The following is a 13,849-nucleotide window of genomic DNA, read 5'->3' as shown; positions in this document are numbered from 1 at the left end:
GGCTATGGCGACGACACGATCACGCTGGAAAACGATTTCGGCAACGACACGATCGAGATGGAAGACCAGGAGGAGGTCAATGGCGACATCCTCGACATGTCCGCGGTCACCGACGATCTGACCGTCGATCTGAGCCCGACCAACCGGGGCGCGGGCACCGTGTCCGACGGCACGTCCACCGCCAATTTCCAGGGCGTCGAGCACCTGGTGCTGGGCAGCGGCACCAACACGCTGGTGCTGGCCGATTTTTCCGGGACCGACCGTGTCGAGGGTTTCGACGCGCCGGTGCTGAACACCGACGGGAGCTATAGCGGCAAGGACCTGCTGGACGTGTCCGGCCTGACCGACGACGAGGGCAACCCGGTCGATGTGAACGACGTGGTGGTGTCGGACGACGGATCGGGCAACGCGGTTCTGAGCTTCCCGCATGGGGAAGCGCTGACCCTGGTCGGGGTGGCCCCGGCCGATGTGTCAGACGTGGCGCAGCTGGCGGCGATGGGAATCCCGGCGGACAGCCGCGACGGGATCGTAGAGGGCGGATCGGGCAGCGAGCTGATCGATGACAGCTTCACCGGCGATCCCGATGGCGACCGCGTCGATGGCGGCGATGCCATCGATCCGGGGGCGGGGGCGGACGATGACAGTATCCGCGCCGGATATGGCAACGACACGATCCGCGCCGGGCTGGGCAATGACACGATCGATGCCGAATTCGGCGACGACTGGATCGAGGCCGGCGCGGGCGACGACCTGCTGATCGGCGGTCTGGGCGGCGACACGATGTTCGGCGAGGCGGGCAACGACAGTTTCCAGATTTCCAGCGGCGATACCGCGATGGGCGGCGACGGCGATGACAGCTTCTTCGTCGATGACAGCCTGCGCAACGGCGAACGGTTCAAGATCGACGGCGGCGCGGATGGCGAAACCAAGGGCGACACGCTTTACGTCAACGGCCCGGCCAACATCACCTATGATCCGAACGATCCCGAAACCGGCAGCGTGGAATGGCAAGACGGGTCGGTTCTGTATTTCAGCGACATCGAAAATGTCGTGCATGTTCCGTGCTTTACCGAAAACAGCATGATCAAGACCCTGGGCGGGGAAAAGCCTGCCCGCGACATTCGCCCCGGCGATCTGGTGCTGACGCGCGATGACGGGTTGCAGCCGGTCCGCTGGGCCGGGACCCGCGAGTTGAGCGCCGAGGAACTGGCCGCCAAGCCCGGCCTGCGCCCGGTGCGCATCCGCAAGGGGGCGCTCGGCCCCGGGATGCCCTGCCGCGATCTGATCGTGTCGCCGCAGCATCGGATGCTGATTTCCGGCCCCAAGACCGCGCTGTGGTTCGGCAGCGATGAGGTGTTCGTCGCCGCCATCCACCTGACCTGCCTGGACGGGGTGGAACAGCTGGGCAATGAGGCCGTCACCTATGTGCATTTCATGTTCGAAAAGCATCAGCTGGTGCAGGGCGACGGAGCCTGGAGCGAAAGCTTCCAGCCCGGCGATCTGAGCCTGCTGGGGATGGACGAGGACCAGCGCAACGAGATCGTCAGCCTGTTCCCGCAGCTGATTTCCGAGAGTGCCGACACCGCCTATCCCGCCGCGCGCCAGACCCTGACGGCACGCGAAACCCGGGTGCTATTCGCCTGATTGCTGAGCCCGCCAGGCCGCCCAGGCCTCGGGCGTGTCGAGATCGGTCAGCGCATGTCGCGCGGGCAGGGGGATGAGCTGCAGCTTTTCGGGATGGGCCGCCAGGAAGCCGCGCGCGCCCTGATCGCCATCCAGCCTTGCCAGCATGCCGAAGCACGAGCGCGGAAAGATCACCGGATGACCCGGCTTGCCCGCCGCCCCGGTGCCGCGCGCGATCGCGCCCGGCTGGTATTGATCCAGCACAGTCTTTAGGTCCTCCGCCGTCAGCTCCGGCATGTCGGCGGGCAGGATCATCGCGGCGTCGATGTCATCGGGCAGGGCGGTGATGCCGGTTCGGATCGACACGCCCATGCCGTCATCCGCATCGGGCACCCAGATGGGCGTCGCCCGGTCCCCGATCAGCGCCGCCCTTGGATGGGCTGGCGAGGGCAGGCAGGTAAAAACCGGGCAGCCGGTGGATTGCGCGCGTTCGATCACCAGCGACAGCAAGGGCATCCCGCCCACCGGTTCCAGCAGCTTGTCGCGCCCCGGCCCCATGCGGGAGGAACTGCCGGCGGCGAGGATCAGGATGGCGATGGTCACAGCGGCCGGATCTTCAGCTTGGTGATCTGGTTCTGCTTGCGCGCGACCACTTCGAAACGGAAGCCGTGGAAGGAAAACACCTGGCCCGCGGTCGGGATCATCTGCGCTTCGTGGATGACCAGCCCGGCGATGGTGTTGGCCTCGTCATCGGGCAGGTTCCAATCCTTGGCGCGGTTGATGTCGCGGATCGTCATCGACCCGTCGACCAGGAATTGCCCGTCCTTGGTTTTCTGGATCGCCAGCGCGGCATCGGGATCGAATTCGTCGGTGATCTCGCCGACGATTTCTTCCAGGATGTCTTCCAGCGTGATCAGCCCTTCCAGCGATCCGTATTCGTCCACCACCAGCGCGAAATGGGTGCTGCGGCGCAGGAATTGCCGCATCTGATCGTCCAGCGTGGTGGTGTCGGGGACGAAATAGGGCGGCATGGCGACGTCGCTGACGTTGAAATTCTGCAAGGCTTCGGGCGACGCATCGGGGCCAAGCATCAATTTATGCATGGCGCGCAGCAGGTCCTTGGCATGGACCACGCCGACGATATTGTCCGGCTCGTCCTTGTAAAGCGGCAGGCGGGTGTGGTTGCTTTCGACGCATTGGGCGAGGATTTGCAACGGATCGCTATCGGCGTCGATCATTTCGATCTGACTGCGGTGCAGCATGATTTCCTCGACCGCGCGGTCGCTCAGGTCCAGCGCGCCGAGGATGCGGTCGCGGTCTTCCTTTTCCACCACGCCCTCGGAATGGCCCAGCTGCAGGGCGCCAGCGATTTCTTCGCGCACCGCCAGGATCTGACTGTCGGGATCGGTGCGCACGCCGAAGATGCGCAGGATGGCGCGCACGAACCAGCGCACCGCGCCGACCACCGGGGAAAACAGGGTGACGATGACCTGGATCGGCGACGACACCCGCGCGGCGGCGGTTTCGGCATTGGTGATCGCATAGGTTTTCGGCAGCACCTCGGCGAAGATCAGCACCAAGAGCGTCATCACCAGCGTCGCCAGCGCCACGCCGCTATCGCCGAAGGCGCGGGTGAACAGCGATGTCGCCAGCGAGGCGGCGAGGATATTGACCAGGTTGTTGCCCAGCAGCACCGATCCGATCAGCCGCTCGTTATCCTCGGTGATCCTGAGCGCCCGTTCGGCGCCGCGCGATCCCTTGTCGGCCTGGCTGCGCAGCTTGCCGCGCGACGCGGCGGTCAGCGCGGTTTCGGACCCGGAAAAGAATCCCGACAGAACCAGCAGGAACAGGATCGCCAGGGCGGTGATCCAGAAGGTGCTGTCGAGCGTGGCGATGGTGGTTTCCATGACGTGCGTATCCCCTTGCATGGCAAGGGTTATGGGCATCAACGGGTCGCGGATCAAGGGGGTGCGGGCGGATCGCGCGCCGGTCTCAGCCGTCGCGCGCCAGCGGGTGGTGTTCCAGCACCAGTTCCTTCAGCCGTTCGTCCAGAACATGGGTGTAAATCTCGGTCGTCGCCACGTCGGCATGGCCCAGCAATGTCTGGATCGCGCGCAGGTCGGCGCCATTGGCCAGCAGGTGGGTGGCGAAGGCGTGGCGCAAAGTGTGCGGCGTCACCTTGTCGGGGGACACCCCGGCGGCGACCGCCAGTTCCTTGACGATCTGGAAAAACCGGTGCCGGGTCAGGTGCCCTAACTTGCCCCGGCTGGGAAACAGGTAGCGCGACGCCGGTTGCCCGTTCTTGCGCGCCTCTTCCTCGGCCGCGTCCCGGGTTTGCAGCCACTCGGCCAGCATCGCGCGGGCGGGCGGCGACAGCGGCACCATGCGTTCCTTGCCGCCCTTGCCGAGGATCAGAAGAACCCGCGGATCGCCGCGCGCCGCGGACACCGGCAGCGACACCAATTCGCTGACCCGCATGCCGGTGGCGTAAAGCACCTCCATCAGGCAGGAATTGCGCAGCCGGTCGGCGGCGCTGCGCCCGGTGGTCTTGGCGGCGGCCAGCAGCCGGTCGACCTCCTCCTCGCTCAGCGTCTTGGGCAGTTTCTTGTCGCGGCCGGGGCCGCTGATCTGGATCGCCGGGTTGTCCTGACGCAGTCCTTCCTCGAAGGCGAAGCGGAACAACTGCCGGATCGCCGACAGCCGCCGCGCCCGGGTGGATCGCGCCAGCCCCTGGGCTTCGCAATGGACAAGGTAGGATTCGATCTGATCGCGGCTGACGCGCGCGAATTCCACCGGACGGCGCGCCGCCCAGCCTGCGAAATCCTTCAGGTCGCGGGCATAGGCCAGCCGGGTGTTATCGGCTGCACCCAGTTCGGCGGCCTGCGCCTCCAGGAACGAAGATATCCAATGCAGGTCGCTCATCACAAACGGCGCTCCAGCAGCAGGAAATGCAGCGCCGCGCGCCGTGCCGCGTCTTCCAGCCCGACGGCGCGGAAGGTGGCCAGCGCGATGGGCAGCTGATCGATTTCCCCGCGCACCGCGCGTTCATAGCGCAGCATGGCGCGCAGGATCACCTCGCCCAGGCGGCCGGCGGCGATATCGGCGCGGAACATGGCGGGCATTTCGGTAGCGGCGAAACCTTCAGCGATGGCGCGTTCGGTATCGGTCGAGGCGCTGGCTTGCTGCGGGTTGCCCTGCGCCAGCTCGGTCAGGAACCGCGTCCCGGCGAAGGTTTCACCATAGCGCTGCGCGGCGGCCTCGTATTGCGGCGACAGCAGCGCCAGGCGATAGGCCATTTCCGCCGCGTCCCCGCTCAGCGGCAGTTGCAGCAGCGTGTCGGCGTAAAGCTTGGCGAAAGGCACCTCCAGCCGAGCGACTTTCATCGCGGTGACCGCCTTGGGCAGGGTTTTCGCCACCATGCCGGGATCGCGGGCGCGCAGGGCGATGTCGAACCGCTGGACCGCATCGACCCGGTCCCATATCCCGCCCGAGGCCGCGGGCTGCCGTTCCGAATAGATCCCCAGCAGCCGGTTTTCCGCCAGCGCCCCGGTCTGGGCCAAACGTTCGGCGGCGGCGATCTGCGCCTTCCACCCGGCGGTGCCGCGCAGGTCGGACACCGAAAAGGCGCGTGGCAACGGCGCGGTGGGCATCGGTTCGCCGATCGCTTCGCGCAGCCGGAAAATCAGCGGCGTCGGGCGCACCGGCGGATGCGGCAAGGGTTCGCCCTCGACCAGTTCTGGGTCGAGGAAATGCAGCAGCAGCACCTCTTCCTGATCGGTCAGGATGCCAAGCGCGCGGGCGGTGTCGAAGGTCAGCGCGGCGGTGGCCCAGTTGCCGCCGCGCGCGGTGCAGAACACCCGCGCGGCATAGGACGGCGACAGGTGCGGCGATTGCACCAGCCGGGCGCAGGCCTTGTCCTCGTCGCCGGTCAGCAGCGTGGCGTCGAACCAGCGGGCGAACAGCGCAGGCGTAGCGGCGCCGGCCCGGTCCAGCAGCGCCTGAACCGCCTCCACCGCGCCCAGGTCGATCAGCGCGTCGATCCGTGCCTGTAGAAAGAGGTTTTCTGTCGCGGCGGGCACCGGCGGATCGGCCTCGGCCAGCAGCAGGGTGTAAAACAGCGTCTGCATCGCGGGCAGGGCGCTGAGCTTCTGCGCCGCGATCAGGTCGGCCAGGTCCTCGGACCGGCTGCTTTGCCACAGGGTGGCGGGCAGGCCGGTCATCTGCGGCGGCAACAGCCCGACCGCATCGGCGCGCACATCGTCCAGCGGCGAGGTGTCGATTTCGGGAATCACAGCCGTATCGGCGATGGGCGGTTCAAGCGACGGAGCGCCGGGCCGGATCAGAGGTTCGGGGGCCGGATCGTTCAGCCAGTCGATGGCGGAAAGCGGCGCCTGCGCCAGCGCCAGCGTCGGGCAGAAGAAGAGCAGCGCCAGGCTAGCCCGCATCAAGCACCACCTGCAGCCGCTGTTCCGTTTGCGGTGCGGAAAAATCAGCGCCCAGCCACGGCCCCACATAGGCATAGGCGACAAGCCCGATGAAACCGAAGATTGCTAGGATGAAAAGCCATTTGAAAAGTCGCCCCATTATGTTTCTGCCCGTTTGCCTGTGATTTTCCTCAACTTATAACTGGCATTTTGCGCAAGATCACGTCATTCAGTCGTGAAATCTGAAAAACGGCAAGGGTTGGCCGAGTTCGACGCATCATGAGTTGGAAATTGAAGAAAACAGTCGTGCTTGTGGGCATGATGGGGGCCGGAAAAACCGCCGTGGGCAAGGCCTTGGCGGTAAAACTTGGCGTTCCGTTTCTTGATTCGGATGCCGAAATCGAAACGGCGGCCAATATGAGCATCGCCGAGATTTTCGCGCGCGACGGCGAAAGCTTCTTCCGGCAGAAGGAAAGCCAGGTGATCGAGCGGCTGCTGACTAGCGAACGCTGTATCCTGTCGACCGGCGGCGGTGCTTTCCTGGCGCAGCAGAATCGAGACGCGATTTCCGACAAGGGCGTGTCGGTCTGGCTCGATGCCGGGCTTGACCTGCTGTGGCAGCGGGTGCGGCACAAATCGACCCGGCCGCTGCTGCGCACCCCTGATCCTTTCGGAACCCTGTCGGAGCTGTACCAGCAGCGCACCCCGATCTATGCCAAGGCCGATCTGCGCGTCGCGGTGGAGCCGAGCTTCACGATCGAGGAAACCCGCGACCGGGTGATCGCCGCGATCGAAACCCGGCCCGATGTAGTGGAGATGAAGTGATGCAGGAAACCGTTCATGTGGGCCTGGGTGATCGCGCCTATGACATCCATATCGGCCCCGGATTGCTGGCCCGGTCGGGGGAGCTGATCGCGCCCTTGCTGCGGCGCCAGCGGGTGGCGGTGATCAGCGATGAAAACGTCGCGGCACTGCATCTGGATGGCCTGAAGGACGGGCTGCAAGCCGCTGGAATCGAAATGGTTTCCAAGGTTTTGCCTGCCGGGGAATCGACCAAGAGCTGGCCCTATCTGACCGAAACAGTCGAATGGCTGCTGGATCAGAAGGTGGAACGTTCCGACGTCGTCGTGGCGCTTGGCGGCGGGGTGATCGGCGATCTGGTCGGTTTTGCTGCGGCGGTGCTGCGCCGGGGCGTGCGCTTCGTTCAGATCCCGACCTCGCTTCTGGCGCAGGTGGACAGTTCGGTGGGCGGCAAGACGGGGATCAATTCGCCGCACGGCAAGAACCTTGTCGGCGCGTTTCATCAGCCCTCGCTGGTGCTGGCCGATACGGCCGTTCTGGGCACCCTGAAAGAACGTGATTTCCTGGCCGGATACGGCGAGGTTGTGAAATACGGCCTGCTGGGAGATTTCGAATTCTTTCAGTGGCTTGAGAAGAATGCTTCGCGCGCTGCCGCAGGCGATATGGATGCGCGCATCTACGCGGTGAAACGCTCGGTCGAAATGAAGGCCGAAATCGTCGAACGCGACGAGACCGAACAGGGCGACCGCGCGCTTTTGAACCTGGGCCACACCTTCTGCCACGCGCTGGAGGCCGCCACCGGCTATTCCGACCGGTTGCTGCATGGCGAAGGGGTCGCCATCGGCTGCGCCCTGGCCTTCGAGGTCAGCGCCCGTATGGGGCTGTGCCCGCAGGAGGACCCCAGCCGCATCCGCTCCCACCTGCGCGAGATGGGCACCAAGGTGGACCTGTCGGACATTCCCGGCGACCTGCCGGATGCCGACGGGTTGCTGGATCTGATGGCACAGGACAAGAAGGTCGTCGCGGGCAAGCTGAACTTCATCCTGGCGCGCGGCATCGGGCAGGCCTTCGTCACCTCGGATGTCGACCGCGACCTTGTGCGCGGGGTGTTGCAAGAGGCGCTGGCGGCGCGCTGATCCCCCTTTGCAAAAAGGCGGAAATCGTGCAAAAGGCCCGGTCTGTGAAAGGATGGGTCCGATGAAACGTTCCGAATTGCTGATGCCGGCGGGCAATCTGCGCAAGCTGAAGATGGCGGTGCTTTATGGTGCCGATGCCGTTTACCTTGGCACGCCCGACATGAGCCTGCGGACGAAATCGGAATTCTCGCTCGACGAGGTGATCGAGGGCGTGCAGTTCTGCCATGACCATGGCAAGCGCGCCTATCTGACGCTGAACCTGTTTTCGCATAACAAGGACATTCCGAAGCTCGACGAATATATTGAAACCATTCGGAAAGTTTCGCCAGACGGGTTGATCATCGCCGATCCCGGAGTGTTCCAATACGTGCGCGAACGGGCGCCGGAAATCCCGCTGCATATCTCGACCCAGGCCAATGTCTGTTCCTGGCTCAGCGTGAAGTTCTGGCAGGATCAGGGCGCGTCGCTGGTCGTTCTGGCACGCGAAGTGTCCTATCCGGAACTGGCCGAGATCCGCGAAAAATGTCCCGATGTACAGCTCGAGGCCTTCATCCACGGCGCCATGTGCATGACCTATTCGGGCCGTTGCCTGCTGTCCAACTTCATGGCCGAACGGGGCGCCAACCAGGGCAACTGCGCCAATTCCTGCCGCTGGAATTACGGCGTGCGGATGCGGCTGAAGGACGGCACGGTCGAGGACCTGAATATCACGCCGGAAAACGCTGATCTGTTTGAGTTTTTGCTTGAAGAAGGCTGCCGTCCGGGCGAATTGATGCCGATCGAGGAGGACGGGCGCGGGTCCTATATCATGAATTCGCGCGACCTGTGCCTGCTGCCCAAGCTGGACGATTACCTGAAGATCGGCGTCGACAGCCTGAAGGTCGAAGGGCGCGGCAAGTCGGAATATTACTGCGCCATCGTCGCGCGGGCCTACCGGATGGCGATTGATGCGTATTACGAGGACCCGGAAAATTGGGACCCGCGGCCCTATATGGAAGAATTAGAAACGGTGTCTAACCGTGGATATACATTGGCTTTTCATGAAGGAAGGCTGACCCATCACGCACATGGCTATGAACACACGGCCTCAATCGCGCAATGGGAATATGCCGGTGTCGTGACCGAGGTGACCGAGGATGCGTTCCTGGTCGAGGTGAAGAACAAGCTGGAAGCGGGCGAGGTTCTGGATTTCGTGTCTCCGGTGGCGAAGGACACCGTGCTGCTGCGCCTGTACGATTTCGAAGTGGCGGCGACGGGCGAGCGGAAAGACGTCATCCACGGATCGACCAAGACCGTCATCCGGGTGCCCTTCGCCCTGTTCGATCACGAAGATACCGATTGGCTCAAGGCGCATTTCCCCGCCTTCACGGTGCTGCGCAAGGAAAAGGCGCTGACCCCGGATCAATGGGCGCGGATCAAGCTCGACAAGACCGTGCAGGGGATCGAGGTCAGCGGCAAGGACCGACCGGCGGCCTATGCCCGCCAACGCGACGCGCTGGTCGATGCGATCGGCGAGGGCGCGCAGGAGCGGCGGCACAAGACCAACCGCGTCGGCACCGAAGGTTGCTGCGGCCGGGGCTGCAACGGCTGCATGATGTTCTGGCAGGACCCGATCTATGAAAAGGCACGCGCGGAATTGCTCAAGCGCAAGCAGGGCGAACAGCTGAGCCGGGAAGAGGCCAAGGCGCTGAAATTGCCTGCGGCGGAGTAGGGGCTTGGTGGGGTGAAACCCCGCCCTACATCTTTGCAATGAACGTAAAAACGCCCGGCCAGATGACCGGGCGTTTCTGATTCCGTCGCGTGGGGTGTCAGCTCACTGAAACTTAATCGTCATGGCGGCAAAGCAGCGTCAGCTCCATTGGCTTGCCTTTGGGAAGTTTGAAAGTTTCTACTTCGCAGTTTTTCAAGTCCGCAATTTTCTTCGCGATCTTTTCCGCTGCCGCGTTAGAGGAGAAAGGTTTCCCTTGCCCGTCGAACACCAGGCCGGTTGTCGTGCGATAATTGCTGTCGGTGAATTTGGGCTTTTGGAAAAAAGCGATGTGATCGTCCCATATGCGCCGGCTGTACACCTTGAAAGGCACGTCTTTTTCCAATGCGCAGACGAATTCGAATTTGGCCGGATCTTGGAAATAATGCTTCGGCGGGCAGGCGTTCGCCCCCGTGGCAACCACGGAGGCGATGATGACTATCGCTGCGTACCGAAGCATATCACTCCGCCAGCTTGACCAGCGCGTGCCGCTTCTTGCCGGCCGAAAGCTTGATCGGCGCGGCCAGCGCCGCCGCATCGACCATCAGCCCGGCATCGCTCAGTTCCTCGTCGTTCAGCTTCGCGCCATGTTCGGCGATCAGACGCTTGGCGTCCTTGCCCGATTTCGCCAGACCCGATTTGACGAAGAGCTGCACGATGGACACCCCGTCACCCAGATCGGCCAGGCTGAGCTCCACCGTCGGCAGGTCGTCGCCCACGCCGCCCTTTTCGAACACTTCGCGCGCGGTGGCCTCGGCCGCTTTCGCTGCCTCGGCGCCGTGGCACAGCGTGGTGACCTCGTTGGCCAACACGATCTTGGCGTCGTTGATCTCCGATCCTTGCAGCGCGCCCAGGCGGTCGCATTCCTCGATCGGCAGCTCGGTATAGAGCTTCAGGAAGCGGCCGACATCGGCATCGGTGGTGTTGCGCCAGAACTGCCAGAATTCGTAGGGCGAGCGCATGTCGGCGTTCAGCCACACCGCGCCATCGGCCGATTTGCCCATCTTCTTGCCGTCCGAGGTGGTCAAGAGCGGCGAGGTCAACCCATAGACTTCGTGATCGATCACCCGGCGGGTCAGGTCGATCCCGTTGACGATATTGCCCCACTGGTCCGATCCGCCCATCTGCAGCAGGCAGCCATAGCGGCGGTTCAGTTCCAGGAAATCGTAGGCCTGCAGGATCATGTAGTTGAACTCGAGGAAGCTCAGCGACTGTTCCCGGTCGAGCCGAGATTTCACCGATTCAAACGACAGCATCCGGTTGACGGAAAAATGCCGCCCGATATCGCGCAGGAATTCGAGGTAGTTCAGCCCGTCCAGCCATTCGTCGTTGTTCAGCATCAACGCCTTGTTCGGCGCTTCGGTGTCGTAATCGATATACTTGGCGAAGACCTTCTTGATGCCCTCGATATTGTCGTCGATCTGTTCGGCCGTCAGCAGCGGGCGTTCATCGGCGCGGAAGGACGGGTCGCCCACCTTGGTGGTGCCGCCGCCCATAAGGGTGATCGGCTTGTGCCCGGTCTTCTGCAGCCAGCGCAGCATCATGATCTGGATGAGCGACCCCACATGCAAAGATTTTGCCGTGGCGTCGAAGCCGATATAGGCCGGGACCACCCCTTGATACAGCGCCTCGTCGAGGCCCTGATAATCGGTGCAATCGGCGAGGAAGCCGCGCGCCATCATGACTTGCATGAATTCCGATTTGGGATGGTAGGTCATATCATTTGTCCCTTACAGCTTTGCGAGGCACGGTATAGAGTGCATCGCAAAGAGTGGAAACCGTTTTTCAACGCGGGATTCCCCGTTTGATGAGGATTTCGGACATGCGGCAGGGGCAGGCGGTTTGGGCCTTGGGCACGATGTCGGGCACGTCGCTCGACGGGGTCGATGCGGCGATGCTGAAAACCGACGGGCAGGCGATCTTCGACTTCGGGCAAACCGGCTACCGCGCCTACGGGGCCGAGGACCAAGCCTTGCTGCGTGCGGCGCTTGGCAAATGGCCGGGCGAGGATGGCGTGGCCGAGGCGGCGGAGTTGGTCGAAGGGGCGCATATCGCCTTGCTGCGCGATTTTGTCGGGGCCGAATTGATAGGCTTTCACGGCCAAACACTTGCGCATGATCCGAAGGGCCGCGGCACCCACCAGGCCGGCGACGGCGCCAAGCTGGCCGAGGCCCTGGGCCTGCCGGTGGCCTGGGATTTCCGCAGCGCCGATGTGGAACTGGGTGGCGAAGGCGCGCCGCTGGCGCCGTTTTTCCATTTCGCCTGCGCCAAGTGGATCGGGGCCGATGAACCGCTGGCCTTCCTCAATCTCGGCGGCGTCGGCAACATCACCTGGATCGACCCGACCAAGGAGCGGCCGGAACAGGACGGCGCGCTGCTGGCCTTCGATACCGGTCCCGCGAACGCGCCGCTCAACGACCTGATGCAGCAGCGCCGCGGTGAACCCTTCGACAAGGACGGCGCGCTGGCGGCGACGGGCGAAGTGGTGGCGGGCGCGCTGGAGCTCTTCCTCGACGATCCCTATTTCCCGAAAATACCGCCCAAATCGCTCGACCGGGATGCCTTTTCCGACATGCTCGACCTGGTGCGGGAACTTTCCGACGCCGACGCGGCGGCCACCATGACCGGCATGGCGGCGGCGGCGGTGATGCAGGCGATGGTCCATTGCCCGGCGCTGCCCGCGCGGGTGTTGGTGACGGGGGGCGGGCGGCTCAACCCGGTGATGATGGAAATGCTGCGCGCGGGCCTCGACTGCCCGGTCGACCCGGTGGAGGCTGTGGGGCTGAACGGCGACATGCTGGAGGCACAGGCCTTCGCCTATCTCGCGGTGCGGATCGCCAACGGCCTGCCCACATCCTGCCCCACGACCACCGGCGTGCGTGCCCTGGTCGGCGGCGGCACGATCAGCGGCGCCTGATCTTCTTCTGTTCAAAAATATCCCGGGGGAGTCGCCTTCAGGCGACGGGGGCAGCGCCCCCTCAACCCGCCGGCCACAGGCGCATCAGACCGAACAGCTCGCCCCGCCCAGGACACAGAACTTGGCGCAATGGGGATGGTTCAGCGCCACGTCGCGTTCGGCCTGTTCCAGCGTCTCGCCCAACTCGAACTGCTTGTCATAGGCCAGCAGGGTACAGGCCAGCACCACGGGCCTGTCGGCCCCCTTGCGTTTCACCACCATGCGGGATGAGGCGCACATCACGCTGTCGGGCGCTTTGTCCAGGATGCCCCAGCAGGCGGTGGTGATTTCCGGCACTTCCGCGCTCAGGTCCATTTCCGGGAACAGCACGCATTGACCCGGGTTCGACGCGTCGATCGGATAGCCGCGTTGTTCAAAAAGCGCCCGGTATCCCTCGCGCGCGCCGGCATCGCTTTCATGCCACAGCGCCCGGCCCGCCACCGCCATCGGAATGCCTTCGTCGCGCAGGAAATCCATGCCCTTCAGTGTCTTGTCGAAGCTGCCCGCGCCGCGTTCGGCGTCGTGGCGGGTGCGGTCCCAGTGATCCATCGACACCCGAAGGGTCATTTGACCCGGAAATTCCGCGTTCAGCGCGGTCAGACCCGCCCGAACCTTCGGGCGCATCATCGGCAGCATCGCGTTGGTCAGGATCAGCACCTCGTAGCCGCGCTCCAGCGCCGCGCGCGCCATGTCGATCATCTGCGGGTTCATGAACGGCTCGCCGCCGGTGAAGCCGATCTCGCGCACCTTCCATTGCCGCTCTTCCAGCTGATCGAGATAGGGCGCGATGTCGGCAGAAGTCAGGTAGACCAGCGCGTCGTTGCTGGGCGAACTTTCGATATAGCAATTGGCGCAGGTGATGTTGCACAGGGTGCCGGTGTTGAACCACAGCGTTTCGGGCTTGCTCAGCGCCACCGTCGCCCGCGCGCTGCCGTCCGCCGTCACGGCGGGATCGGTGAATTTCCCCTGATTGGCGGGGGCGTGGGACGAATCTTTCATGTTTTGCCTGCCTTTTTGCCTGCGCAAGACGCTATCGCGACTGTCAAACCGTTGGAAGTGCGGGTTTTGTCGCTGACACCATTGTGAATGAGCGACGGGCTGTTAGGCTTTGGCACAAGGGTCCGTTGCCATTGCCGCCGCCTGCCGCGTCATTTGTCTGGTT

At 64.0% G+C, this 13,849-nt stretch carries 13 protein-coding genes; 5 read left to right on the top strand and 8 right to left on the bottom strand.

Annotated features, from left to right (window positions below; translation table 11 throughout):
- A partial coding sequence (locus GR167_RS01775; RefSeq protein ID WP_212769793.1) for a Hint domain-containing protein occupies positions 1-1,644 on the top strand: 1,644 nt, incomplete at its 5' end.
- On the opposite strand, the gene GR167_RS01770 is transcribed toward GR167_RS01775, so the two are convergent.
- The 5 genes from GR167_RS01770 to GR167_RS20090 all read right to left on the bottom strand — a co-directional run bounded on the left by GR167_RS01770 (position 1,633) and on the right by GR167_RS20090 (position 6,207).
- Positions 1,633-2,226, bottom strand: coding sequence for a nucleotidyltransferase family protein (locus tag GR167_RS01770; protein ID WP_370741221.1), 594 nt, complete (start codon positions 2,224-2,226; stop codon positions 1,633-1,635). The two genes, GR167_RS01775 and GR167_RS01770, sit on opposite strands and share 12 nt — an antisense overlap.
- Positions 2,223-3,530 (bottom strand): HlyC/CorC family transporter, encoded by a 1,308-nt coding sequence (locus GR167_RS01765; RefSeq protein ID WP_160971739.1) that lies wholly within the window; start codon positions 3,528-3,530, stop codon positions 2,223-2,225. Before GR167_RS01765 ends, GR167_RS01770 begins: the two co-directional genes overlap by 4 nt.
- An 85-nt stretch (positions 3,531-3,615) precedes the next feature.
- Positions 3,616-4,545, bottom strand: a complete 930-nt coding sequence (locus GR167_RS01760) for a site-specific tyrosine recombinase XerD (protein ID WP_160971713.1) — start codon at positions 4,543-4,545, stop codon at positions 3,616-3,618.
- Positions 4,545-6,068 (bottom strand): hypothetical protein, encoded by a 1,524-nt coding sequence (locus GR167_RS01755; protein ID WP_160971712.1) that lies wholly within the window; start codon positions 6,066-6,068, stop codon positions 4,545-4,547. The genes GR167_RS01760 and GR167_RS01755 overlap by 1 nt, the downstream gene beginning before the upstream one ends.
- A complete protein-coding gene (locus tag GR167_RS20090) occupies positions 6,058-6,207 on the bottom strand; it encodes a hypothetical protein (RefSeq protein WP_212769792.1) in 150 nt (49 codons plus the stop codon). Before GR167_RS20090 ends, GR167_RS01755 begins: the two co-directional genes overlap by 11 nt.
- A gap of 119 nt (positions 6,208-6,326) precedes the next feature.
- Between GR167_RS20090 and GR167_RS01750 the strand changes: the two genes are divergently transcribed.
- From GR167_RS01750 to GR167_RS01740, 3 genes are all read left to right on the top strand, one after another.
- Positions 6,327-6,872, top strand: coding sequence for a shikimate kinase (locus GR167_RS01750; protein WP_160971711.1), 546 nt, complete (start codon positions 6,327-6,329; stop codon positions 6,870-6,872).
- Complete coding sequence (gene aroB / locus GR167_RS01745; RefSeq protein WP_160971710.1) at positions 6,872-7,984, top strand: 3-dehydroquinate synthase; 1,113 nt, start codon at positions 6,872-6,874, stop codon at positions 7,982-7,984. Before GR167_RS01750 ends, aroB begins: the two co-directional genes overlap by 1 nt.
- Positions 7,985-8,045: 61 nt before the next feature.
- Complete coding sequence (locus GR167_RS01740; protein ID WP_160971709.1) at positions 8,046-9,695, top strand: U32 family peptidase; 1,650 nt, start codon at positions 8,046-8,048, stop codon at positions 9,693-9,695.
- A 112-nt stretch (positions 9,696-9,807) separates the two neighbouring features.
- On the opposite strand, the gene GR167_RS01735 is transcribed toward GR167_RS01740, so the two are convergent.
- Together GR167_RS01735 and tyrS are read right to left on the bottom strand one after the other, a co-directional pair.
- Complete coding sequence (locus GR167_RS01735; RefSeq protein ID WP_160971708.1) at positions 9,808-10,191, bottom strand: hypothetical protein; 384 nt, start codon at positions 10,189-10,191, stop codon at positions 9,808-9,810.
- A 1-nt stretch (position 10,192) separates the two neighbouring features.
- Positions 10,193-11,449 (bottom strand): tyrosine--tRNA ligase, encoded by a 1,257-nt coding sequence (gene tyrS / locus GR167_RS01730; protein WP_160971707.1) that lies wholly within the window; start codon positions 11,447-11,449, stop codon positions 10,193-10,195.
- Positions 11,450-11,538: 89 nt separating this feature from the next.
- Here tyrS and GR167_RS01725 point away from each other — a divergent pair, with 89 nt between their 5' ends.
- The gene (locus tag GR167_RS01725) at positions 11,539-12,648 is read left to right on the top strand and encodes an anhydro-N-acetylmuramic acid kinase (RefSeq protein WP_235915809.1); all 1,110 of its coding nucleotides are present in this window, start codon (positions 11,539-11,541) and stop codon (positions 12,646-12,648) included.
- An 84-nt stretch (positions 12,649-12,732) separates the two neighbouring features.
- On the opposite strand, the gene GR167_RS01720 is transcribed toward GR167_RS01725, so the two are convergent.
- A complete protein-coding gene (locus tag GR167_RS01720; RefSeq protein WP_160971706.1) occupies positions 12,733-13,686 on the bottom strand; it encodes a radical SAM protein in 954 nt (317 codons plus the stop codon).
- Positions 13,687-13,849: the final 163 nt, after the last annotated feature.

Origin of the sequence: Thalassovita mangrovi (assembly GCF_009857745.1) — a bacterium.
GTDB lineage: Bacteria > Pseudomonadota > Alphaproteobacteria > Rhodobacterales > Rhodobacteraceae > Thalassobius > Thalassobius mangrovi.
The sequence above is the reverse complement of the archived record's forward strand: the minus strand, read 5'-3'. Positions and strand labels throughout refer to the sequence as shown.

Bases quoted from the DNA above. Each gene is read 5' to 3' on its own strand.
- GR167_RS01740 (WP_160971709.1), top strand. From the start codon at position 8,046: ATGAAACGTTCCGAATTGCTGATGCCGGCGGGCAATCTGCGCAAGCTG.
- GR167_RS01725 (WP_235915809.1), top strand. From the start codon at position 11,539: ATGAGGATTTCGGACATGCGGCAGGGGCAGGCGGTTTGGGCCTTGGGC.
- GR167_RS20090 (WP_212769792.1), bottom strand. From the start codon at position 6,207: ATGGGGCGACTTTTCAAATGGCTTTTCATCCTAGCAATCTTCGGTTTC.
- GR167_RS01760 (WP_160971713.1), bottom strand. From the start codon at position 4,545: ATGAGCGACCTGCATTGGATATCTTCGTTCCTGGAGGCGCAGGCCGCC.
- GR167_RS01720 (WP_160971706.1), bottom strand. From the start codon at position 13,686: ATGAAAGATTCGTCCCACGCCCCCGCCAATCAGGGGAAATTCACCGAT.
- tyrS (WP_160971707.1), bottom strand. From the start codon at position 11,449: ATGACCTACCATCCCAAATCGGAATTCATGCAAGTCATGATGGCGCGC.
- GR167_RS01750 (WP_160971711.1), top strand. From the start codon at position 6,327: ATGAGTTGGAAATTGAAGAAAACAGTCGTGCTTGTGGGCATGATGGGG.
- aroB (WP_160971710.1), top strand. From the start codon at position 6,872: ATGCAGGAAACCGTTCATGTGGGCCTGGGTGATCGCGCCTATGACATC.
- GR167_RS01755 (WP_160971712.1), bottom strand. From the start codon at position 6,068: ATGCGGGCTAGCCTGGCGCTGCTCTTCTTCTGCCCGACGCTGGCGCTG.
- GR167_RS01735 (WP_160971708.1), bottom strand. From the start codon at position 10,191: ATGCTTCGGTACGCAGCGATAGTCATCATCGCCTCCGTGGTTGCCACG.
- GR167_RS01765 (WP_160971739.1), bottom strand. From the start codon at position 3,530: ATGGAAACCACCATCGCCACGCTCGACAGCACCTTCTGGATCACCGCC.